Source organism: Parahaliea mediterranea (assembly GCF_017255185.1).
Lineage (GTDB): Bacteria > Pseudomonadota > Gammaproteobacteria > Pseudomonadales > Halieaceae > JAFKCZ01.
Map to the genome: position 1 here is coordinate 231,713 of NZ_JAFKCZ010000006.1, position 22,158 is coordinate 253,870.

Here is a 22,158-nt window from a genome sequence, read left to right on the forward strand (position 1 = left end):
GAATGATTAGTCGTTGTTTCTTTCTATCCATTGGCCACAGGGGTCGCCGCGCCATTCGCCGCGGACTCGGCTTTAATCCTCCGCCGACCGAGCGCGCACAGCCCCACCAACAGCGCCAACACCATCGCGTACAGGCCCGCCTCCACCGGCGCCGACAGCGCGCCGAGCACCAGCATCACCGCCGATACCACCATCAGGGCGGACCCCGCGCCAAGCAGGACGCGCGGCGGGAAACGCAACCGGGCGGAACGGTAAATACCCGGCGCCGCGAACGGCAGCCTGGCCACGGCCAGGGCCGCCAGCGCCTGGAACACCATGAAGCCCATGACGGTCGCGATCGCATAGCCCTGGATACTGGATTCAAAGGCGATGCACAGCAGCGACAACAGCCAGATCGACACCACGGCGGCATAGGGAATCCCGCCCCCGCCCTGGGTGGTGCGCGACAACCCCGCGGGTAGCACCCCATCCCGTGCCAGCAGGAGCACGTCCCGGGAAACCATCATCAGCACCCCGTTGATGGAGGTGGCGGCCGCCAGCAGGGCGCTCGCCCCGATCACCAGGGCGAAGCCCTCCCCCGCCACCTTGCTCGCCACCAGCGCCAGCGGCGCCCCGGCCTCCGCCAGCTCCCGCGGTCCGGCGGCCAGCAGCAAGGCCAGGGTAACCAGCAAATAGGTCAGCAGGATGATGACGAAACCCGACAGCAGCGCGACCGGAATGGTTTTCTCCGGCCGGCGCATATCGCCGGCCAGCTCCCCGAGCAGGGTAAAACCCAGGAATGAGAAATAGGCGGGCACCACCCCGTAGACCACCGCGCCCAGGCCACTGAAAGACAGGGCTTCCCCCGGGTGCTGCAGGCCATGTGCAACGCCCGCCACGGCAAATACCAGCAAGGCGGCAATAAACAACAGCGACATTACTACCTGACCCGCCACCGCGGCCCGCGTGCCCACGACATTCAGCGCGGCCAGGATCGACACCAGCCCCCAGGCCAATGGCAGCCGGTAATCCGCGACCGACGGCAACATACTGGCGGTGTAGGCGGCAAAGCCGTGGGCCAGCAGGGCCACCGCCACAACCGATGCGGACAGCACCGCCACCGCGGCGACCGCGCCGGCAAAGGGCGACAGCAGTTCGCGAACGGCGACGTAGCCAGCCCCGGTCACCGGGAACGCGCTGGCCAGCTGAATGGTGGCGACACAGCCCAGCAGGGCCAACAGCGCGGCCACCGCGAAGGACACCAGCACGCCGGCGCCCGATTCAGCCGCCAGCTCCGCCGGGACGGTGTATATCGACGCCCCCACCACGAAGCCCACCAGGGTGAACGTCGCGGCTGGCGCCCCTATTACTCGCGGGCTTTCTGCCATGCCCGGCTCGCCTCCTCGCCGCTGTTGTCGCGGCCCAGCACCAAGATCGATTTCGACACCGAATTGATCATTGGTTATTTTTTTGTCCGTTGGTCAAATTTATGCTGTAATGCTAACTGGTACTTACGAGGCAGGCAACATGCAATCCATTATTTATTCCGTTGAAAACCGCGTCGCGACGATCGCCCTCAATCGTCCCGACCGGCTCAACACCTTTCGCCAGCAGGAGTACGAGCTGCTGGAACAACTGCTGCAACGCTTTGCCGGCGACGACGACGCCGCCGTGCTCATCCTGACCGCCAGCGGACCCGCTTTCAGCGCCGGCCAGGATCTGAACGAGCTGGCCACCGACCGGGCCCTGGACGCCGACCACCAGGCGTCCCAGCTCGCGCGGCTGCAGCAATTGACGCGCCTGCTGGCGGGAACGGCCAAACCCAAGATCGCCGCGCTCAATGGCTTTGCCGTGGGCGTGGGCCTGGAGCTGGCCCTGGCCTGCGATTTTCGCCTGGCGGTACCGGATGCCTATTTTATGTTTGCGGAGGCGCAGCGCGGCCTGTTCCAGACCAACGGCGTACTGTATTACCTGCCGCGACTGATCGGCCTGGCCAGGGCCAAGGAGATGTTGCTCACCGGCGACAAGTTCAGCACCGACTACGCGCTGGAAGCGGGACTGATACAGGGCGTCAGCGCCACGGATTCGCTGCTGGCCGACGCCCGACGCCTGGCCGGGCGGCTGCGCGACAATTCACCGCTGAGCATCAGGCTGATCCAGGACGCACTGGATAAAACCTACGGCGCCACGCTGGAAGAAATGCTGGAGCTGGAAGTCAGGGGAAACAAGGAAGTGTTCGCCAGCCGCGATTTTATCGAGGGTGTCACGGCCTTCCTGAACAAACGCGAGCCCAGCTACCAAACCTGAAAACGGCGCGGCGGCAGAAGACGGGACCCGCGGTCGGCGGGCCCCACCGCCGGCTCCACCAGCCGGATCAAGAACGCGACAACTCGCCCTCGATCATCGACGCCAGCACCGCGCCGGCGGTTTCCAGGTCCACCGACTCCGGGTCGACCGCATAGAGTTCCATCAGGCCGTCGAGCGCCCCCTGAATGACATCCGCCAGCGCGGCGGCGTTGACCGGCCCGATCTCGCCCTCCTCCTGTCCCTGGCGAATCAGCGCAACCAGCATCTCGCGGGTGCGCTGGCTGACCCACGCGGCGAACTCCCGCTTTTCCTCCAACCCGCCAAAACAGCCAATCACATCCACGTAGATGGCGTAGTCTTCGCGGTGAGCCGCTACATATTCCAGGCTGGCGGAGGGTATCTGCAGGATTTTGGCCTTGGCGGTTTCCCGGACATCGGTGCGCTCGCGCAGGAAATCGCTATAGCCCCGCAAGACCTGGCGCAGCACCGCCTTGCCCAATTCCGCCTTGCCGCTGAAATGGTAGAGCACCACGCCCTTGCTGACCCCCGCTTCCCTGGCGATGCGGGCCAGGGAGGCCTTTTCGTAGCCCAGTTCGCGAAAAAGGCGCACGCCGATCTCCAGGAATTGCTGGCGGCGGGTTTCCTCGATAAAGGTGGGCTTGTCGGCGCGCTTTCGGGTGGTGCGCCCTTTCCGGGTGGTGGAGGTGCTCATTCAGTTCCCCATGCAGTACGACCGCTATGGTATACCCATTCCGCCAGCCCGCCCAATACAAGGCGGCCCAACTCGACACAAGCCCTGGCCTGCTGCATACTTTCTGTACATTTGGGGCGGGGACAGGCACTCCATGCGGCAACTCATAGGCGGCAGATTCATACCCGAGCGCCTCCTACGGATCGCAAAAGTCCATTTGGATTGAGTTCTAGTGGGGCACTATGGAATGCTCGGTATTGCAGATCGGCGCCTGCCGCGCAACAAGCAAGGACAACGGCACGTCCTATTGCGCGCGGATTGACGGGGAAGACGTCAATATTGAGTTCCACGGCAATTGCCAGGTAACGGCCATCGGCAGCCTGTATCTTGCGGTTTCACTGCTCCAGGCCATGGCCACCGGGCGCCCCATCCACATCGATGAAAGCCTTCCCGTCAACGCCCGGCTGATGGCCAACCTGGCGCGCATCCAGGGCATTTTCAGCTCCTGGAATCACGGCCTGAAACCGGTGCCCGTGGAAGCCGCCGCGGTTGTCGAAACCGCGGTGCAGCCCGGGGGAATAAGTTTCTTTTCGGGCGGCGTGGACAGCAATTACACGCTGCACCGGGAAATGGACTCCATCACCCACCTGGTGGCACTGAACAGCTTCGAGGGGACGTTTGCGCGCAGCGACTGGGAGGCTTTCACCCAAACGCAGGGGCGCATTGCCCAACAGGCTGGAAAACAGCTGGTATGTGTCACCGGGGACTACGGCCCGTTTTGCCGTAAACGCGGCATTGTCCGCTACTTCCAGCACGGGCTGGACCTGTGCGGAGTGGCCAGCGCCCTCGGCTTTGGCGTCAGCTATATTCCGACCTCAATGACATTCGACTGGATATTTCCCTGGGGCAGCCACCCGGTTTCCGACCCCCTGTGGGGCGGGAACGACCAGAAAATAGTGCACCATGGCCTGGAGCGCCGGCTGGAGAAGCTGGCCAGCATCGCGCAGCAGCAATACCTCCTGGATAATTTACAGGTTTGCTGGCAGAGCGCCCACGACAACTGTGGCCAATGCGTCAAATGCCTGAGGACCATGGTGGGCCTGAAGCTGCTGGGTTTACGCAGCCAGTCCCTCCCCGAGCTGGCTGACTATGCACTGGCCGGTGAAATGTGGATCGGCAACGAAGCCGCCGTGCCTTTTTTCAGGGATATCGCGATGGAAGCCGCGGAGCGTGGCGAGCTCGAATTGGAAAAAATGATGCGGCGCAAACTGTGGCGCTACACCGTCCGCCACCACGGCGGCATTCTGCTGGACTTGCTCGCTCCCCGGCCAATGAAGAAAACGGTACGACGGCTGGTGCACGGGAAGCAAAATCAGGCCTGGATTACCATGTCTGAGGTCAATCCCGGGTTCAAGCGCGGGCACGCCGCGCAATAACCGAGTCGGCGCTGACCACAGTATACAGGGAGGTAAATGAGCGTGGTGGCAGGAAATGGACGATTTACCGCTATCGCCAAGCTGCGGGATTACTGGTCGTTAAGTCAGCGTATCGGCGCCCGACTGGGGCGGCCAGCGGTGGCGGAGCTGGGCAAATTGCTGCTCCATCGCGCCGTGACCGGTTACGGCAACGACCACTACCTCACCTATGAACTGTACCGCCTGCCAGCCAGTTTTTCGCGGTGGCGGGAATATGTCGACAAGCGAGACTGTTGCCGGATCCTGTTTCAATACAACGACAGGGAGCGCTTTGCCGTGCTGCAGGACAAAGTGGCTTTTGCCGATGCCTGCAAGGACCGCCACCTTCCCCACCCCGCGGTATTCGGCGCGATCAATTACCCGCGAACCACTTCGCTTCCAATCGCCCACGACCAAGCCGCGGTGCACGATCTGCTGCAAGGGCTTGCGCCATCGGATTACATTGTCAAAGCCTGTGACGGCTCCTACGGCGAAGGGTTCCTTATGTTCTCCCGCGGAGTCGACGGCATTCACGCTCACAGCGAAGCTTGCCGCTATTCTCTCGAAGATTTTGCACAACGGCTCGCGGGCCAGGACTCCCGGTATATTTTACAGGAGCGGCTCCGCCCCGCGCGGGCACTCGGGCGCATCATGCCCGGCGAGGCCTGCGGCACATTGAGAGTGAACACCCTGTATACGGGGGATGGGCGCGTCGACGTTTTTTGTGCGTTTTTCAAGCTCCCGGTAGTGGGGGCGTTTACCGACAATTTCTCCGACGGAACAACCGGCAACCTGCTCGCCCTGTGCGACCTGGAGTCCGGCGCCATCACCCGCGCTATCGGTCTCGGCGACGACGGACTGTTCGACGATATGTCGCACCACCCGGATACCGGGGATGCGATTACCGGCTGGAAGCCGCCGGAGCTGGAGAACGCCCTGCACCTGGCCAGGCAGTGCGCCGAAGCTTTCCGCGAAATTCCGGCGGTGGGCTGGGATATTGCGCTGACGGACGATGGCCCGGTGGTGCTCGAGGGCAACCCGATGTTCGATCCGATTGGCCCGCAGCTCTGTATCAACCGCGGAATTCGCCACATTCTGCCCCGTCGCCTTGGAGCGGATGGCGATGCCGGCAGGGACAGCCAGGCACTCACGGATTCTTTACAGGTCTCCGCGCCCCCCGGGACACGCGAGCTGCAACCGTAGCGCCCACCCAAAAAAGTCGCTACCGATGTGACGCGCGCATACCAATAACTTCGTGCCTGCTTGCATTAAAAATATTTTGACTACGGTGAGCAGTACTATTCTGCGGCACTACTCGCCCCGGTTTCAGACGAACCGCCACCACCTATGGGCTTTGCCCAAATGCGTATCATCGTCTCTTGTATGACGAGATCCAGGAAACGATTAAATTCTCCCACCTGTTCGAGATTGATATATTGTTTGGGCATATTCAGCAGGGTTTTAACCACAACCTTCCCCTCCAGAAAATCCCAGTCGCGTCGTATGCTGCCATAATTCGAGACCAGCTCGACCTCAGGCCCCAACTCTGGCTGCGCCCAGTGCCCATCGAAATCAAAATGATACTCGCTCGACAATCGAACTCCTTCGAACTCAAAACCACGATAGCGGTTGTCTGCGTAAAGACTCCTGGCAAATGACCTGATCCAGCTTGCGTAATCGGTATAGTTCAGCGGCTCAGTGACATCCAGCATCGGCGCAAATTCACTGGTGGAGCCTATCTCTACTACAGCCTCAAGGAAATGCAATCGATCAACCCGAAAATCCTGCCGAATCGGTGTCGCGACCGTATCGCTATACTCCTGGGAAAGCCAAGATAAGCGCTCTTTACTGTCGAGGCCAGACAGCTCACTCCTTGACCACGCCGCATATTCACCAAAATAACGCCTGGTAAGATCTTCGGTCTGCCCCCCATTGGACAGAAAAACCAGATTACTGATGAAATCCGCCCTCCACCGATACATACTGGCTGGCACGGTATCTGGCCGGGCGTCGGGAAGCAGTTTTAACCGTACTTTTCCTTGAATCCAGTCGGACGTGGTGCCGCTATCCGTGTAAATATCTGTCGGATCGAGGCAGAATTCGCCTTGCTTATCCTGCACACAAACCACTATGTGATTGAAATAGCCGAGACTGGCGATCCCCAGCTTTCCCGGAACAGTTCGATCGGTGGCAACCAGTGCGGCGTAGGCGTCATAACCCAACGCCTTGAGGAATGCCAGCAACAGCGTCGATTTATCCTTGCAATCCCCGAATCGGTTGTGAAGCGTCTCCTCAAGCCCATGGGGCAAATGAGTATGTGCCCCTGTGGAAAAAGACGCATAGCGAATACCGCGACTGACCAATTCAAAGGCTGCCGCAAGAGGTGAGTCACTTTCTTTGATTTCATTCAGCGCCCTCTCATAGCCGACACCGGTCATGCGGCTTGCACGGGCGATGTTTTCGAGCATAGTTTCCACTACGTGGTCCCACGAGACGCTGGTGGCTACAATAAATTCCGGCATCACGTCCAACACATGGTCCGTATCGTCAAAACCAACCTTGGGAAGATCTAACGCTGAACAAGTTAAGCGCTTTCCACTGTTGTCACAGTTCAACAACTTCTCAGGGAACTCCCAAGCTGGTGCCTTAGCCGCCCAGCTTACTTCAAGATTGAATGCACGCTTTTCCACTGAGGATTGAATAGGCACTGAATAGTGATAAGGGCGCTCAGCGGGCATTTCACGCTCGTAAACCAGGACATTCATCGCTCCAGCAACCAGTCCTGGAGGATGTAACACGACACTCTTGGTATCACTGAATGTATTGTAGGAGTCCGTATCATTTACATTGGCACTATCAGGGTTGAAGTCGATTCTCGTGCCATCAGGAAGTACAGTTGCCACCTCCAGGAAACGCAGATTCTCGCGTTTATGATCCCAACTGACAGAATCACTCCCGAATTGTTGCACCGCCTCTGCTGTAGGGTAATAGTAAGCGAGCGCTATACGCTCAATCACCACATCTTCACCAATATTGATTTCCACGCGATGAAGCAGCTGTATTAGGTTTTCCGGGCGATCCGACCCCAGTGCTACCTGCGCTACGCGGGCCGAAGCAATTAGATCTGAGGCGCCGCCAAGCGACCAGGATATCTCCGCGACCGAGGGATTCCCCAGACCAGTCAGGCAGAGAATTGCCAAGGCAACGCGGAGATTACGCATCACTTCACGCCACCATCGTTATTAAACTCAAAGCCACTCACCAATCTGAGAATCTGCTGGTGGATCCGTCGATGGGAATAAGATGGAACAATAGCAATCGCAAATAGCTCAATATGGGTCGTGCCATTATCGTACTGAGAACTTATGTAGGTTGTTTTTGCGGCACCGAGGTCTTCAGTACATTCAAGGTGGGAATATAGGGAAAGCGAATTATCGACAAGACGGCGTTTCTCTATGCATTCCGCCCCGGGATCACGTTCGCGAACGAACTGCCGCCGCGCCTCCGAAACCCCTTGTACGCTGTTATTCAATGACTGATCAAACACAAGCACCCAGGCACTACTGGAAATCGCAAATTCCGCCTCCGTATCACCTTGAGAGTAGGTACCTTCGGGGGCCAACACCCAATCATCCTGTACCTTTATCCGATAATTTCCGTTTGTGGGCTGCCAGACAGAGCCCGCGTCCAAAGTTGGATGGAACAGATGTGAAAATTCCCGCTTTAATGTGACACTGAAGTACAGCGCACAGACAACACCACTGGCAATCAGCCCTATCGTCTGAGGCCGGGAAATGCCATACGCAGGCCATTTAAGGGATGCTTTGGGATAGATAATCCGCAATTTGTTTATTTCGTTTGTCAGGCTGGCAAAAAGCCCACTCCATACAACTCCACCAACTAGGGCGCCGACGACAGCGTATTGACCGCTGGACAAGGAGAAAATTTGTTGTAGCACTGTGACGATCAAAAGCACGCTTCCATAAAGAGTGCCGCGATTATTTATTTTGATCTGGTGCGATTTTGCCAGAGCCTGATACCGGCCCATCATCCGGCTTAGTAGGAAAGGGAGTGTGATGGGAAACAGCGGAGCAAGCGCCCATAACCACGGGCGTGTGGGGCTGTCATCCAGAAGCCGCAGGTCCTTGCCATTCCTATAGAGAAACACCAAGGAATAGAGCCCCAGGCTTAGCGCAACAAGCAGCAACACATGCCAAACTCTTTGTGGCGGCTGCAGTTGCTTGGCAGGCAACGTGGCGGCATTCAACATCGCAGTTCCCTCTGCAATCACGCTCCATGAATAGAATTTTCGACAATACCGAGCAATGGCTAGTTTCGAAGATTAACAGCAAGGCCACCTACTGTCACGGCAGGCTTGATACCACGCCCGGCACTGTGGCGGTAATTGCGACGCCCTAGTTTTCTTATGTTTGTCGGGGCGTTGTAGGTTTCTCCTTCGCTGCAGCGGCGTGATCAGGCTCCGCCTGCCGCACTGCATCGAAGCGGGCAGGGCAACCCTACGGTGCTCTACTGGTACATAGCTAGGTGCCTACACCGACAAAGAGACAGCTTCAAGACTCGGGAGCGCCGGAATCCAGCCAAAGCGCGAGTTCCCTCAGATCCTCATCTGGAATACGCTCGTGGCCGGAGCACCGGCCAAAATCAATGTCATTGCCGTAACTCGCATCCCGCATACCGTCGGTACGCTCCCCCGCCGCACACCAATACAACAGTGATTTACGCGCATACATGGTATTGACATACTTCGAGGACTGCGGTCGCTGCAAGCCAAACTGGCGATTTGGGTTGGAAGAATCGGACACCTGGACCTTCCGCGCCGACGGGACCGCCGCCTGGAAGAAATCCCAGACCAGATCGTGATAATTGTCTATCGGTACCGAGCCATCGGCGTGGCATTCAGAGCAATGCTTCTGTAGCAGCGGCGCGATGTCCCTGTTAAATGTCGGCACCGGGGACGGCTTGTCCAGTACCACCGGCCCCACATGCCAGGCCAGGGTGTTTTCCGGCGACTTGCCCATCGATCCATGCAGATGGCAACCGCTACACGTGCGCAGCTCGCCGGGACGCAGCGACTGGGGCAACTGATCCCGCCTGACGAGGCGCCCCTCGCTGTCGACCCCGCCCATGATGATCGGGGTATCGCAGGGCAGCGCCACGCGCAACGAATTGTCCGCCAATACGGGTACATCGCCGAGCAACCTCACCTTGTTGCCTATGCTGCTCCTGCCGACATCCTTCCACGACGTGCCCGGGACATTCTGCTTGACCTGCCAAAAGCGCACCGCCACCACGTCCGCGGGGTCAACGCCATAGAGCTGCGAGCCATTGCCGTCAATAAAACGGTAAATTTCGTTGAAGTCGTAGTCGTAGTAGTTCAGCGCATCGCTTGCATGTACATCCGCCGACAGCATCTGGCAGGACCCGTTGCTAGAGGTCTGCATGGGCGCGTAGCGGATCTCGCGAGCCTTGATCACCCGGGCATTGAATTCGTGCCACTCGGGCCGATCCACCACGACGGCCAGATCCTGCATGTCTCTACTGGGTATCCTGGTCGTCCGATAAATCCCGGTGTTACAACCGAACTTAACGTAGGAGTCGGATTGCGCGCGCACACGCTCCGGAGACCGGGTCAGGCTCTCGTTGACATGGGTACACAGGCCGCGCCCCAGGGTCAACAGCACCTGGCCGTCCAGCATGCCGTCCGGCCAGCCGACCTTGCCGTCGAACACCGCGACATCGCCGCTGACCGCCCACGTCGTCAAGCGATAGAGCCCGCGGGGCAGGAAGTCCGGCGCCGGACCTTCAATGCCATTGGGCTGCATGGGGAAACACCAGCCCTGCCCCAGCCCGAAGTTGTTCTTGCGATAGTAATCGCTAAAGCACATGTCTCCGTTGACGCGCTGCCCCAGGAAATGGATCGCCTTCATGGTGTCGCCGAACGCCCCCTTGGCATGCATGCCCACCGCCACCGCGAAGTCACCGCCGTCGGAATCGGTATGCGCCAACACCCACTGGTTGTCCTGCGTGCCGGTGGTATTGATGCCGCCATTGGTGCCTCCGTGCATCAGGTTGTGCGAGCCGCGATGCAACGAGTAGAAGATCCGCCCACTAGAGTGCACATAGGGATGCAGGGCGCCGGACACATCGTGCTGGCCGATGTCGCGCCGGTCGGAGCCGTCCACCTTGGCGGTAAACAGGCGGGCCTCGGGCGAGTAGCGCGGCGACAACGAGCGTATCTGAGGGCGTTGATAGCCTCTCGCGTTGGAAGTGAAGACAATACGGTCGTTGCCCAGCCATGCCGGCCCGGCGTCGTTGCGACCGCCCTTGCCATTGTGGGGCCACCGGGTCAGCTCCCCCGTCCGCAGGTCGTAGATGTGGATAACCGACCAGTTGCCCTCTTCATTGCCGATGATGGTATTGGGCAAGTCATACTTGCTCAGCCACCCCTGCTCCAGGTTGTTCGACCAATAGACGGAAAACGCGACTTTGGTGCCGTCTGGCGAAACCATGCTGTCGAAGGGCACGCAGGGCTGACGATCGGTGTAACAGTCATAGATGAGCACTTCCGTGCCATCTTCTTTCAGCCACACCAACTGCCCCGGCGCATTGAAATCGCCGTTGTCGCGAACCACATCGGGCAGCGCGTCCTTGAAGTCGAGATGACAGACATTTTCCAGGACATTGCCGTCGTTACCGCGGACAAGATCGTGACAGCCGGTGGTGCGGGGCACGCGGGAATAAATAATCCCGCCCTCTTCCGGCTGCACCGTGGGCCGCGGTGGCGCGGCCGGCGCCTCCGGCGCCTCGATGTGGTAGCGCGGCGGCGGATTCCGCGTCAATACGGGACTGCCGGACGAGCCACCTGCTGCCTGAACAACGGCCAGCTGCTCACCGCGCGGCTCCAGGCCAACCATGCGATCACTGCCATGGACGCTGCCAGCAAAGACTCCGACCGCGACTATCGCGAGAACACATTTCGACCATCGACACACCATGGGCCCTCCGCGCTGGCGCCAAAATCCGGGGATTGATCCAATATTTCGGGGTAAATATAGCAATCAATGTGCGCTCGACCAAACTGGGTTTTTGGCCGGAGGCACCGGCCGGGAACTCCGGCGCCTGACCGCCTGCGATGGTGGTTGTGCCCGCCCGGGATACAGCCGGGAATCCGCCCGGCCCGGGTCGCATATGCTAGTTTTAAGTATTTTTTGGTGCGGGGCGAGCCGGGGGCCCGATTCGCTGGGGCCCGCCCGCGAACGAAAAAGGCCACCCCAAGGGGTGGCCTTTTGTAAGATGGCGCGCCTGGCACGATTCGAACGTGCGACCGCCTGGTTCGTAGCCAGGTACTCTATCCAGCTGAGCTACAGGCGCGTTGAGGTGGCGTACTATAGGGATGAACCTTTTAGGAGTCAAGGGCTTATTGCGATTTATTGTCCCGCAGCCTCATCTTCCTGGACAGGGGGCGAACAAGCCACCCGCGGGCCCTCCCGCCGCTAATTGGCGAAGCCGCTGCGCGAGTCCATGAACAGGCGGAACGGTACTTTGCTGTCCTTGCCCAGGTGCAGGACCAGGCCGTAATAGTCGTTGTCGTAGTCGTCGACCCACTCGTAGGTGAATTCCAGCGGGAACTCGAATTCCAGCTTGTCGGGGCGGCGGCCCACCACGCGCACCTCTTCCATGGTATCCGGGTGGCCAATCGCCGACTTGGGTATGGCCACGGTAATGCGCTGGCTGCCCGTGTCGTCCATGATCTGGATATCGCGCAGTTCCGCGCCCACCTTGCTGCCCTTGTAGCCCTTGACCAGCTCCATCCAGTCGGTTTCCTGGGTGGCTGACTGGGCGAGCGCCCCCCCGGCTCCAACGGCAGCGCCCAGCAGAAGCGCGCCCAGGCTGTTTCGCATATTTACCACTGTGTTCCCCTGTTCAATTCCAAGCCCCTACATAGTAGCCCAGACCACCGGTCAATGTCGCGTTGTGCCCGGGTGCTGTATTCCGGCGGGTGGCTGTATACAATGCGGCAATGACCCTGTTGATTCTATACGTCAGCCTGGCGCTGGGCGTGTCTTTCCTGTGCTCGGTGGCGGAGGCTGTATTGCTGAGCGTCACCACCGCCTATACCCACCTGCTGGAACAGGAGGGCAAGCCCGCCGGTGCCCGCCTACGGCACCTGAAGCAGGATATCGACCGCCCCCTGGCGGCCATCCTCACCCTCAACACCATCGCCCACACGGTGGGCGCCGCCGGTGCCGGGGCTCAGGCCGCGGTGGTGTTCGGTAGCGGTACGCTGGGCATTTTTTCCGCGGTACTCACCTTCCTGATCCTGGTATTTTCGGAAATCATTCCCAAGACCCTGGGCGCCTTTTACTGGCGCACCCTGGCGCCGCCCATCGCCTACATGCTGCAGTGGATGGTGGTCTTGCTGTACCCCTTCGTGAAAATGTCCGCCTGGCTCACCCGGCTGATCTCGCACCGCAAACCCCTGCGTGGCCTGAGTCGCGAGGAGTTTGCGGTGATGGCCGAGCTCGGCGAAATGGAGGGGGAGCTGGAAGACCACGAATCGCGCATCCTGCGCAACCTGCTGGCACTGCGCGACATGCGGGTCAAGGACGTGATGACGCCGCGCCCGGTGGTGTTCTCGCTGCCCGAGGACCTGACCGTGGGGGCCTACGTCGACGACTACGAGCGCGAACCCTTCTCGCGCATTCCCGTCTATGGCGAGAACCAGGACCAGGTGACGGGCTTTGTGCTGCGTTCCGACCTGGTTTCCGCCCACGGCCGCGGCGAGACCCTCCAGCCCCTCGGCCACTACCGGCGGGAACTGCCGGCGCTGGTGGCGGCCATCGACCTGCTGCGCGCCTTCGAGGTGATGCTGGAGCAAAGCGCCCATATGATGCTGGTGGTGGACGAGTACGGAGGTGTCGACGGCGTCATCACCCTCGAGGACATTTTCGAAACCCTGCTGGGCAAGGAGATCGTCGACGAGGTGGACCGCACCGTTGACCTGCAGCGGCTGGCCAAGCGGCTGGCCAAGCGCCGCGCCCGTGCCATGGGGCTTACCGAGCCGGAGACGCTCCGCCAAAAATAAAGGCCGGCGCTTGCGCAACCGGCCTTTGGTTCGTGCTTGACCCGGGGCTGACGGGCTGTCAGTTACCCATCGCGTCCTTCATTTTATCCTCGGCGTCCCTGGCCGCTTCCCCGGCGGCATCGGCGGCATCGCTGGCGGCGTCTTCCATGTCGTCGGCCATATCCCCGGCCGCGTCGCTGGCATCGTCCGCCATGTCACCCACGGCGTCCTTGGTGTCGTCCCAGGCATCCCCGGCCTTGTCCATGGCATCGTCGGCGGCGTCGGACATGTCATCGCCCATTTCGGACATCTTGTCTCCCGCCTTGTCCATGGCATCGCCGGTGGCGTCCGCGGCGTCACGGGCCATATCGCCGGCCTTGTCCATCGCCTCGCCGGCCTTCTCCTTGGCGCTGTCCATGTTCTGCTGGGCTTCTTCCTTGCTGCAGGCAGGAATCGCCAGAACTACCACGGCTGCAAACAATGCGGTGGCCAATTGCTGTAACTTCATGATGAAACCCCCAATGTGTATCTGTCAGATAGTCAACGTGATCGTGCAACGGCCCTATGTACGAAACATGGCAGCCGCGTCGGCACCCGCGCTCGCCGAACACAATGTGAGTACGGATGCCATCAAGACTACACAGGGGACGCGGCCTAGTAAAGCGTCCACTCGGCATGCCAGCTGGCTTGTTCCTTGCGGTAAATCGCGCCCCCGGGGCCCATGTGCGTCGCACGGCTGCGCCAACGGCTACTCGAAATCCTGCTTCTCCATCCACGGAATCATCCGCCGGAAAGCCTCCTCGATCTGTTCGATGGAAGTGGAGTAACTGATGCGCAGGGCGTTGCCACAGGACTCGCCGAAGGTCTGGCCCGGGATGGTGCACACGCCGGTCTCCTTCAGCAGGCGCAATGCCACGTTGTTGCCGTTGATCCCCTCGGGCAGGGCCGGAAACAGGTAAAACGCACCCTCGGGCTTGTAACCCTCCAGGTAGGGCGTCTTGTCCACCAGTTCAACCACCCGGTCGCGGCGCCTGGTGTAGACGTCCAGCATGTTGGTGACGAAGCTGCGATCCCCCCTCAGGGCGGCGACTCCCGCCCACTGGCAGGGCGTGTTGGCCACCGTGGTGGTGAACATGTGGTAGCGGCGCAACTTCTTGATCGCGCCCTGGCTGGCGATCAGCCAGCCGATGCGCATGCCCGCCATGGAGAAAGTCTTGGAAAAACTGCTGATCACCATCACGTGGTCCAAATCGGAACAACAGGACAGGACGCTGGGGTAGGTTTTATCATCGTAGACCAGGTGGTCGTAGACCTCGTCGCTGATCACGTAGACCCCGCGGTAGGCCGCCTCCTCCACGATCGCCTCGATGGTCTCCCGCGGGTACAGCGTGCCGGTCGGATTGCTGGGGGAGTTGAGCACGATGGCGCAGGTATTCATGTCGATGGCATCGATCACTTCCTGCGGGTCCAGCTGGTGATTGTTTTCCGCCCGGGTGGGGATGGTCTTCACCGTGCCGCCGTTCATCCGCACCAGGGGCGCGTAGAGCATGAAGGCCGGGTCGGGGATGATAAATTCCCTCCCCGCCGACGAGGTGGAGGTCAGCGCCAGGTAGATGGCCTCGGTGGCGCCGGTGGTCACCAGGATATTGTCCGGGGTCAGCTCCCTGGCGTAGCGCTCGCCGTAGTAGTCCGACAGCGCCTCCAGCAACTCCGGCAATCCGGCATCCATGGTGTAGCCGGTCTGCCCCGCCTGCAGGGCCTCCACCGTCGCCTCCACCACGTGGGGCGGCGCCTGCAGGTCCGGCTGGCCGATGGACAGGTGGATAACGTCTTCCATGGTGGACGCCAGGTTCACCATTTTGCGGATACCCGGCATGGGGATGGTCAGCAGCGCCGGGTTCCAGATCGGGTCTTCCGACTCGTAGAAATCGATGTCGTGATCGCCCATGGTCGCCCTCCGGATAGCGTAAAAAAAGCTCGCGATTCAGCTGTGGAACAGCGGCGGCCGACGGTCGGTCAGCGGCGCCTCCCGCTGGTAGGCGTAACCCGCCTGCAACACCCGCGCGTCGTCGAATCTGGCGCCCACGATCTGCAGGCCGATGGGCAGCCCGTCACTGCAGAATCCGCAGGGCACCGACAGGCCGGGCTGCCCGGTCATGTTGAAGGGGTAGGTAAAGGGCGTCCAGGTCGGCCAGCGGGTGCTGGGCCAGTCCTCGGGCACCTCCCGGTTGGTGGCGAAGGCGGTAATCGGCAGGGTCGGGGTCAGCAGCAGGTCGTACTTCTGGTGGAAATTGGCCATGCGCTCGCACAGCGCCATGCGCTCGTTGACCGCGGCCATGTAGTCGAGCATGGACAGCTTGGCGGCCTTTTCCGCCACCTTTACCAGCTCCGGGTCCATAAGCTCGCGCTTGCGCGCGCCGAGGTCGCGCATCGCGTTGGCGGCGCCGCCGTAGAACAGGTGACCGAAGGAGCCCAGGGGGTCGCTGAAACTCGGGTCCACCTCGACCACGTTGGCACCCATGGCGGAAAACACCTTGGCCGCCTCGCGCACCGCGGCCTCCACCTCCGGGGTCACCTCAACGTGGCCGAGGTTGGGGCTGTAGGCGATTTTCATCCCCGCCACGCCGTCCTCGAGATTCGCCAGGTAGTCGATGTTGCGCCGCGGCACGGCCTGGGTGTCCCGGTGGTCGGCCTCCGAGATCACGTTCATCAGCAACGCGCAGTCTTCCACCGTCCAGGTCATCGGCCCCGCGTGGGCCAGGGTGCCAAAGGGGCTGGCGGGCCAGTGGGGCACTTCGCCAAAGGAGGGTTTGAGCCCCACGATGCCGCAAAACGAGGCGGGGATGCGAATGGAACCGCCGGCATCGGTGCCCAGCGCCAGGGGCCCCATGCCCAGGGCCACGGCGGCGCTGGAACCGCCGCTGGAGCCGCCGGCGGTCTTCGCCGGGTTCCAGGGGTTGTTGGTGGGGCCGCACAGGGGGCTGTCGGTGACGCCCTTCCAGCCGAATTCCGGTGTCGTGGTCTTGCCCAGGGGCACGTAGCCGTGGCGATCCAGGGCCGCCACGCAGGGCGCGCTCTTGCCGAGTGTGCTGTTGGGGTCCACGGTGCACGAGCCCCTCAAGGTGGGCCACATGGGCGTGAGGAACACGTCCTTCACCCCCACCGGCACGCCGTCCACCAGGCCCTTGGGCGCCCCGTGCTGGTAGCGCAGCTCGGACTCCAGGGCGTAGCGCAGGGTCGTCTCCTCGTCCACCAGGCACCAGGCGTTGACCGGCCCGTCCAGGCGCTCGATCTGCGCCAGCATGGCCCGCGCGGCCTCGACCGGGGACAGGCTGCCATCGCGGTAGCGCGCAAGCAGTTCGGTGGCAGTCATGGCCACGATGTCATTGCCCATGGTTTCCTCCTTGTACACAACACTGACGCCCGATGGCGCTCAGACCGCGGTTTGAAGAAGCCCGGCAAGGCTAGTTCAACAGCCTGTTCAGTGACGGTACGAGTTGCGAGGTGCGGCTGTCAAATCAGGCGCGCCGGCCCGCGACGCAACCTATTGGCGGCGCCGGAATGTCACCGCCCGACACAAGCCGTACTTGACCGGCGGCGAGCCTGCTGGAATCCTCCATTGCCTATCGCGAAGGAGACCCCGTCATGACCACAATCCCCGACATTCACCCGCAACTGCTGCAAGACTGCCACCGGCTCGGACAGCTGGATTCGGGCACGCTGCTGCTGTCGCGCAATGCCCTGCTGCACTGGTTCATCCTGGTGCCGAACACCGGCCTCGCCGACCTGCTCGACCTGCCCGACACTGATCAGCACCGGGTTTTGGCGGACTGCAGCGCCCTGTCGCGCTTCCTGAAGGAGGACCTGGGCTATCCCAAGGTGAATTTTGCCGGGTTGGGCAATGTGGTGCCGCAGATGCACCTGCACGTGATCGGTCGCCGCGAGGGCGACGCCTGCTGGCCCCGCCCGGTGTGGGGCGCCCTGCCCGAGGGCGGGGACTGGTCGCAGGAGACCTTGGCGGACATCCGCGGCGCCCTGCAAGGCGCCTGCAATCTCAGGACGCCCGACGCCGGCTGAGGCCGGGCGCGGACCCGGCCGCCACCGGCCAGCCGGCCTCAGCCGGGGCCAAAGGCGTAGTCGCCCCCCTTCTCCAGGGCGCGCCGGTAGGCGGGCCGCGCCTGGATGCGCTCGCGAAAAGCCGCCAGGTTGGGAAAGTGGGCCAGGCTGTACAGCAGCGGTGCGATCTCCGCCACGAAGGACAGCTGGATATCCGCGCCGGAGAAGGTGTCGTCCACGAACCACTCACCCCCGGCCAACGCGCCGTCGAGGTAGCCCAGATGGCGGTCCAGCTCGCCGTCGATGCGCGGCTGCAAGGCCTCGCCCCCGTCGGGCAGGCGCGCGGTGTACATCTTCAGCATCAGTGGCAGCATGGCGCTGCCCTCGGCGTAGTGCAGCCACTGCAGGTAGGCCTCGTGGGCGGCGCTGCCCTCGGGTGGGCGCAAGCGGCCGTTACCGTGGATACGCAGCACGTAGTCGATGATCGCCCCGGACTCGATCACCGTGCACTCGCCGTCGGTGAGTACCGGCGACTTGCCCAGGGGGTGCACCGCCTCCAGCTCCGGCGGCGCCAGGTTGGTCTCGGGGTCGCGCTGGTAGCGCTTGATATCGTAGTCGAGTTCCAGCTCTTCCATGAGCCACAGTACGCGCTGGGAGCGGGAGTTGTTCAGGTGGTGGACCGTAAGCACGGCGCTCTCCTCTATCGGGTGATCGGCTTGACTGACAGTAGCCAGCTCCGCGCCGCGCCGCAAGTCGGGCCGGTTCAGCGCTGGTCGCGGTAGACGTCCTCGCCCCAGCCCACCAGTGTGTCGTCGCGGAACACCAGGGGCGTGGTTTCGTCGCGGGTGGTATCGCCGTCGGAATGCCGGCGCTGGGTGCGGAAGAACAGCACACGCACCTCCTCGCCGTCGCGGGTGAAGGCCTCGGAATCGTCCGGCGTACCCAATTGCTCGAGTACATCGGCGCGGGACATGCCAATTTGCAGGCGGCTGATCGCCTCCCGGTTGTCGCGCTGCTCACTCTTCCAGCTGTCGTGATCGACCAACTCGCCGTCGATAAACACGCAACCAACAGCCGACAACGCCAACAGGATGACAACCATAAACTGGGCCAGGGAAATCACGGTAACTACCTCGCTATGAACCGGTTAAAAACAAGAGGGCCGCACAGGCCGCCCGATATGGTGTTATATTTGACTATAACACCAGGAATGTCAATTACCGCGCCACCGCCATTCGTCGCACCAGGGGCTCCGCTTATCGCGGCAGGAGCTGCCGCCTGGACCGGTACCCGACCGAGGGGCCCGCGGGTGATAACATGGCCTCACCATGGACCTGTTTGATCACAGCCCCTTTGAGCGCTTGCCACTGCCCGACGCCGACCTCTTGCTGCTGCGCCGGATCGCGTTATCGGCGTCGCCGGACGCCCTGGCCGAGCGCCTGATCGCCGACACCCCCTGGCGGCGGGAATCGATTACCCTGTGGGGCAAGACCCGGCTCCAGCCGCGACTGCTGGCCTGGTACGGCGACCCCGGTAGCCGCTACCGCTACTCCGGCCGGACGCTGGAGCCGCTGCCCTGGACACCGCTGCTGCGCCAGCTGAAAGATGCGGTTGAACGGGCCAGTGGGGCCCGCTACAACAGCGTGTTGTTGAACTACTACCGGGACGGGCGCGACAGCATGGGCATGCATGCCGACGACGAGCCGGAACTGGGGGCGCGGCCCACGGTCGCCTCCCTGAGCCTGGGAGCGGAGCGCAAGCTGGTGTTCCGCCACCGCTGGCGCAAGGACCTGCGCCCGGTTCGCCTCCCCCTGCCCAGCGGCAGCCTGCTGGTGATGAGTGGCGACACCCAGGCCCACTGGAAACACGGCATCGACAAACTGCGGCGCGCCTGCGGGCCGCGTATCAACCTGACCTTCCGGCGCATTGTCGCGCCGGTGCGGTAACGCGCGACGGACCTCAGGCCGGCTGGCGGACAGAGGCCCCGGCGGCGCGCTGCTCACCCGCCTCCGCGTCGAGGGCCATACCCCGGGCCAGGCGCCCGCGACCCAGTAACAACAGCAACGCGCCGGTGGATACGATAGCCGCGTGCGCGGCCCAGAACATCGCCGGCGACAGGGTTTCGTAAAAACGCCCCAACCAGCCACTGGCGATACTGCCGACAAAGATGGCGACGTAGTAGGCGCCGACCATCATCGCATTGACCGACAGCGGCGCGGCCCGCGACACCAAAGCCAGCGCCACCGGCCCCACGTACAGATAGCCCCAGGCACAGATGCCATGGAATAGCAGCGGCCAGCCAATGGCGACCGCCTCGCCGCCGCTGGCCCATTCGGCGCCACTCAGCCAGGCGCAGGCACAGGCGAAGATGAGACAGCCGATGGCGAGCTTGCCGAGATCGCCCGGTTCACTGCCGGCGGCGCGCTGGCGGCGCCACAACCACAGCACCACCGGCGCGAACAGCAACACCGCCAGGGTATCGAGGGACTGGAACCAGGTCACCGGCACGGTCGCGTCCAGCACCGCGCGGTCCACCCGATCGCGCACCCACAGGGGGTAGGTATTCCACACCTGGGTCTGGGCGGTCCAGAATAGCGCGGTGATCGCCAGCACCACGACAATGGTCCACACGATGCGGCCCTCGCCGGCCCGCAGGTGGCGGTCTTGCCCGCGGTCCTTCGCCAACTCATCCGCCGGCAGGTGCGCCCGCCCTTTCAGGTATACGACGATACCGACCAGCATGCCCACCCCCGCGGCGCCAAATCCGTAGTGCCAGCCGTAGATCTCGCCCAGGGTGCCGCAGACCAGCGGGGCGATGGTCGCGCCGACATTGATCGACACCACGTACAGCGAGTAGCCGGCGTCGCGGCGCGGGTCGTCGCGCTCGTACAAGGCCCCCACCTGGGCCGCCAGGTTGCCCTTGAGCAGGCCCGAGCCGGTGATGATGGCCAGCAGCGCGAACACAAAGGAGGCTTCAAAGGCCAGCAGGAAATGCCCCAGCGCCATCGCGGCCGCCCCCAGCAACACCGCCCGCGTGCGGCCCAAGACGCGGTCCCCCAGCAGGCCGCCGAACACCGGCACAAAGTACACCAGGCCGATATAAATACCGAACACCTGGGTGGCCAGTGCCTGGGGCGACAGCGGTCCGGTGACCGCCTCAATCGTCGCGCGCATGGTCTCGAAACCCACCACGTTTTGCGCGGCCTCCGCCTGGAACAGGTAACCCGCCATGTACAGCACCAACAGGCCCTGCATCCCGTAGAAGGAAAAGCGCTCCCAGGCCTCGGTGAATACGATGTAGCCCACCCCCCGGGGGTGCCCAAAAAAACCGCCTTTTCGCGCGGATTCGCCCACTGTGCTCATGCCGGATGCCACCTCATTTGTCGCCATGCCTACGCCAGCCATTCGCAAGCGGCGTTACAGAAATCGTTGTCGCAGATGGGCTCGTCGCCAAGGGGCTTGGAGCGCGCGCTCCACACCACGATAACCACGTTCCGCGCGGGGTTGATGAAAATACGCTGGCCAAAAATGCCGCGGGCGCTGAAGGCGCCATCGTCGTAGCGACCGTCGCCCCCCGCCACCGACCACCACATGTAGCCGTAGGGCACCGTCTCGCCATGGATGTCGGTGGGGCCGGCGGCCTCCGCCACCCAGCCCGGTGGCAACACCGGCCGGCCGTCGATCACGCCGCCGTCGCAGATAAACTGGCCGAAGCGACCGTAGTCGCGCAGCGTGGCGGCGATGCCGCTGCCGGCGATTTCCAGGCCGTCGGGAGACTCCAGCCACCAGCTGGCATCGGACTCCATGCCCAGCCGCGACCACAGGTGCTCGCTGAGAAAGTCGGCGGGCCACTGACCGGTGGCCGCCTTCAACAATTCCCCCACCAGGTGGGTTTCCCCGGTGCTGTAGTTCCAGCGCGTGCCAGAGGGCGCCAGCTTGGGCAGGCCGGACATGTAGTCCAGGATCGCGCCCGGCCGCTGGGCGATCTGCAACTCCAGTACCTGGCGCCGCTCGGAGCTTTCGTCGGTGGAGTCTTCATTCCACTGCACCCCGGAGGCCATCAACATGAGGTGACGCACGGTCACGTCCTCGTAGGCGCCCCCCGCCAGGCTTGGTATGTATTGGACCAGCGCATCGTCCACCGAGGCGATCAAGCCCTGCTGGATGGCCACGCCGACCAGGGTGGTGCTGATGGACTTGGCCATGGACATGGACATCCAGCGGGTATTGGCGGTGTTGCCGAACTCGTAGTGCTCAAACCGCCGCTGCCCGTCCTTCATTACCAGGACTCCGGCGATGCGGTTGCGCGACACCCAGTCGAACAGGTCGTAACGCTGGCCGGCGGACTCGAAGGTCATGTCCTTGAAGGCGCGTCCGGTGCCCACCACCAGCGGGCGCACCGTGTCGCCGCGGCGAATCGGCCGGGAGGGAAACAGCCGGTCGATATTGCGAAAGGTGGGAATCTGCGCGCCGGGAAACAGGCGGCCGGCGTAGGCGTCGCGGACCGATCCGACGGTCTCCCTGGGTGGCGCTGTGGTATCACTCATGTGTCGCTTCCTGTGTACTGTTGGTTGTCCCCTGGCGGG

19 protein-coding genes and 1 tRNA gene are annotated in these 22,158 nt (G+C 62.5%); 6 read left to right on the top strand and 14 right to left on the bottom strand.

The features are described 5' to 3' along the window. Positions 1-23: 23 nt before the first annotated feature. Positions 24-1,367 (bottom strand): APC family permease, encoded by a 1,344-nt coding sequence (locus tag JYP50_RS09615; RefSeq protein ID WP_206560291.1) that lies wholly within the window; start codon positions 1,365-1,367, stop codon positions 24-26. Positions 1,368-1,506: 139 nt separating this feature from the next. Between JYP50_RS09615 and JYP50_RS09620 the strand changes: the two genes are divergently transcribed. Next, positions 1,507-2,286, top strand: coding sequence for an enoyl-CoA hydratase/isomerase family protein (locus JYP50_RS09620; RefSeq protein WP_206560292.1), 780 nt, complete (start codon positions 1,507-1,509; stop codon positions 2,284-2,286). Positions 2,287-2,353: 67 nt separating this feature from the next. Here JYP50_RS09620 and JYP50_RS09625 read toward each other — a convergent pair whose 3' ends face one another. Next, complete coding sequence (locus tag JYP50_RS09625; protein WP_206560293.1) at positions 2,354-2,998, bottom strand: TetR/AcrR family transcriptional regulator; 645 nt, start codon at positions 2,996-2,998, stop codon at positions 2,354-2,356. A 221-nt stretch (positions 2,999-3,219) separates the two neighbouring features. Between JYP50_RS09625 and JYP50_RS09630 the strand changes: the two genes are divergently transcribed. Next, positions 3,220-4,413: a hypothetical protein gene (locus JYP50_RS09630; protein ID WP_206560294.1), complete on the top strand. Its 1,194-nt coding sequence runs from the start codon at positions 3,220-3,222 to the stop codon at positions 4,411-4,413. Between the two features lie 36 nt (positions 4,414-4,449). Beyond that, entirely contained in the window at positions 4,450-5,634 is a 1,185-nt protein-coding gene (locus JYP50_RS09635; protein ID WP_206560295.1) for a sugar-transfer associated ATP-grasp domain-containing protein, read from the top strand. Positions 5,635-5,729: 95 nt separating this feature from the next. On the opposite strand, the gene JYP50_RS09640 is transcribed toward JYP50_RS09635, so the two are convergent. The 5 genes from JYP50_RS09640 to JYP50_RS09660 all read right to left on the bottom strand — a co-directional run bounded on the left by JYP50_RS09640 (position 5,730) and on the right by JYP50_RS09660 (position 12,353). Further along, a complete protein-coding gene (locus tag JYP50_RS09640) occupies positions 5,730-7,652 on the bottom strand; it encodes a DUF3857 domain-containing protein (protein WP_206560296.1) in 1,923 nt (640 codons plus the stop codon). After that, positions 7,652-8,701 (bottom strand): hypothetical protein, encoded by a 1,050-nt coding sequence (locus JYP50_RS09645; RefSeq protein WP_206560297.1) that lies wholly within the window; start codon positions 8,699-8,701, stop codon positions 7,652-7,654. Before JYP50_RS09645 ends, JYP50_RS09640 begins: the two co-directional genes overlap by 1 nt. Before the next feature lie 301 nt (positions 8,702-9,002). Then, entirely contained in the window at positions 9,003-11,366 is a 2,364-nt protein-coding gene (locus tag JYP50_RS09650; RefSeq protein ID WP_206560298.1) for a hypothetical protein, read from the bottom strand. Positions 11,367-11,746: 380 nt separating this feature from the next. Next, a tRNA-Arg gene (locus JYP50_RS09655) sits at positions 11,747-11,823 on the bottom strand. Between the two features lie 122 nt (positions 11,824-11,945). Beyond that, complete coding sequence (locus tag JYP50_RS09660) at positions 11,946-12,353, bottom strand: hypothetical protein (protein WP_206560299.1); 408 nt, start codon at positions 12,351-12,353, stop codon at positions 11,946-11,948. Between the two features lie 98 nt (positions 12,354-12,451). Here JYP50_RS09660 and JYP50_RS09665 point away from each other — a divergent pair, with 98 nt between their 5' ends. Then, a complete protein-coding gene (locus tag JYP50_RS09665; protein WP_347136759.1) occupies positions 12,452-13,537 on the top strand; it encodes a hemolysin family protein in 1,086 nt (361 codons plus the stop codon). A 58-nt stretch (positions 13,538-13,595) separates the two neighbouring features. Here the strand turns inward: JYP50_RS09665 and JYP50_RS09670 are convergent, their stop codons facing one another. From JYP50_RS09670 to JYP50_RS09680, 3 genes are all read right to left on the bottom strand, one after another. After that, positions 13,596-14,024, bottom strand: coding sequence for a hypothetical protein (locus JYP50_RS09670; RefSeq protein WP_206560300.1), 429 nt, complete (start codon positions 14,022-14,024; stop codon positions 13,596-13,598). Positions 14,025-14,264: 240 nt separating this feature from the next. Next, positions 14,265-15,464, bottom strand: a complete 1,200-nt coding sequence (locus JYP50_RS09675) for a pyridoxal phosphate-dependent aminotransferase (protein ID WP_206560301.1) — start codon at positions 15,462-15,464, stop codon at positions 14,265-14,267. A 36-nt stretch (positions 15,465-15,500) separates the two neighbouring features. Then, complete coding sequence (locus JYP50_RS09680) at positions 15,501-16,910, bottom strand: amidase (protein WP_206560302.1); 1,410 nt, start codon at positions 16,908-16,910, stop codon at positions 15,501-15,503. Between the two features lie 251 nt (positions 16,911-17,161). On the opposite strand from JYP50_RS09680, the gene JYP50_RS09685 reads away from it, so the two are divergent. Further along, positions 17,162-17,593, top strand: coding sequence for an HIT family protein (locus JYP50_RS09685; RefSeq protein ID WP_206560303.1), 432 nt, complete (start codon positions 17,162-17,164; stop codon positions 17,591-17,593). A gap of 38 nt (positions 17,594-17,631) precedes the next feature. Here JYP50_RS09685 and JYP50_RS09690 read toward each other — a convergent pair whose 3' ends face one another. Continuing rightward, positions 17,632-18,261, bottom strand: a complete 630-nt coding sequence (locus JYP50_RS09690) for a glutathione S-transferase N-terminal domain-containing protein (RefSeq protein ID WP_206560304.1) — start codon at positions 18,259-18,261, stop codon at positions 17,632-17,634. Positions 18,262-18,335: 74 nt separating this feature from the next. Beyond that, positions 18,336-18,695 (bottom strand): DUF3192 domain-containing protein, encoded by a 360-nt coding sequence (locus tag JYP50_RS09695; RefSeq protein WP_206560305.1) that lies wholly within the window; start codon positions 18,693-18,695, stop codon positions 18,336-18,338. Between the two features lie 205 nt (positions 18,696-18,900). On the opposite strand from JYP50_RS09695, the gene JYP50_RS09700 reads away from it, so the two are divergent. Beyond that, positions 18,901-19,518 carry an alpha-ketoglutarate-dependent dioxygenase AlkB family protein gene (locus tag JYP50_RS09700; protein ID WP_206560306.1) on the top strand — a complete coding sequence of 206 codons (618 nt, stop codon included), beginning with the start codon at positions 18,901-18,903 and terminating at the stop codon, positions 19,516-19,518. 13 nt (positions 19,519-19,531) lie between these two features. On the opposite strand, the gene JYP50_RS09705 is transcribed toward JYP50_RS09700, so the two are convergent. Together JYP50_RS09705 and JYP50_RS09710 are read right to left on the bottom strand one after the other, a co-directional pair. Beyond that, positions 19,532-20,935: a peptide MFS transporter gene (locus JYP50_RS09705; RefSeq protein ID WP_241262999.1), complete on the bottom strand. Its 1,404-nt coding sequence runs from the start codon at positions 20,933-20,935 to the stop codon at positions 19,532-19,534. A 29-nt stretch (positions 20,936-20,964) separates the two neighbouring features. Then, complete coding sequence (locus JYP50_RS09710; RefSeq protein WP_206560308.1) at positions 20,965-22,119, bottom strand: serine hydrolase domain-containing protein; 1,155 nt, start codon at positions 22,117-22,119, stop codon at positions 20,965-20,967. Positions 22,120-22,158 lie beyond the last annotated feature (39 nt).

Coding starts and splice junctions, on each gene's coding strand:
- JYP50_RS09705 (WP_241262999.1), bottom strand. CDS start 20,935: ATGAGCACAGTGGGCGAATCCGCGCGAAAAGGCGGTTTTTTTGGGCAC.
- JYP50_RS09645 (WP_206560297.1), bottom strand. CDS start 8,701: ATGTTGAATGCCGCCACGTTGCCTGCCAAGCAACTGCAGCCGCCACAA.
- JYP50_RS09620 (WP_206560292.1), top strand. CDS start 1,507: ATGCAATCCATTATTTATTCCGTTGAAAACCGCGTCGCGACGATCGCC.
- JYP50_RS09630 (WP_206560294.1), top strand. CDS start 3,220: ATGGAATGCTCGGTATTGCAGATCGGCGCCTGCCGCGCAACAAGCAAG.
- JYP50_RS09625 (WP_206560293.1), bottom strand. CDS start 2,998: ATGAGCACCTCCACCACCCGGAAAGGGCGCACCACCCGAAAGCGCGCC.
- JYP50_RS09710 (WP_206560308.1), bottom strand. CDS start 22,119: ATGAGTGATACCACAGCGCCACCCAGGGAGACCGTCGGATCGGTCCGC.
- JYP50_RS09650 (WP_206560298.1), bottom strand. CDS start 11,366: ATGGTTGGCCTGGAGCCGCGCGGTGAGCAGCTGGCCGTTGTTCAGGCA.
- JYP50_RS09685 (WP_206560303.1), top strand. CDS start 17,162: ATGACCACAATCCCCGACATTCACCCGCAACTGCTGCAAGACTGCCAC.
- JYP50_RS09660 (WP_206560299.1), bottom strand. CDS start 12,353: ATGCGAAACAGCCTGGGCGCGCTTCTGCTGGGCGCTGCCGTTGGAGCC.
- JYP50_RS09680 (WP_206560302.1), bottom strand. CDS start 16,910: ATGGGCAATGACATCGTGGCCATGACTGCCACCGAACTGCTTGCGCGC.
- JYP50_RS09635 (WP_206560295.1), top strand. CDS start 4,450: ATGAGCGTGGTGGCAGGAAATGGACGATTTACCGCTATCGCCAAGCTG.
- JYP50_RS09675 (WP_206560301.1), bottom strand. CDS start 15,464: ATGGGCGATCACGACATCGATTTCTACGAGTCGGAAGACCCGATCTGG.
- JYP50_RS09700 (WP_206560306.1), top strand. CDS start 18,901: ATGGACCTGTTTGATCACAGCCCCTTTGAGCGCTTGCCACTGCCCGAC.
- JYP50_RS09670 (WP_206560300.1), bottom strand. CDS start 14,024: ATGAAGTTACAGCAATTGGCCACCGCATTGTTTGCAGCCGTGGTAGTT.
- JYP50_RS09615 (WP_206560291.1), bottom strand. CDS start 1,367: ATGGCAGAAAGCCCGCGAGTAATAGGGGCGCCAGCCGCGACGTTCACC.
- JYP50_RS09640 (WP_206560296.1), bottom strand. CDS start 7,652: ATGCGTAATCTCCGCGTTGCCTTGGCAATTCTCTGCCTGACTGGTCTG.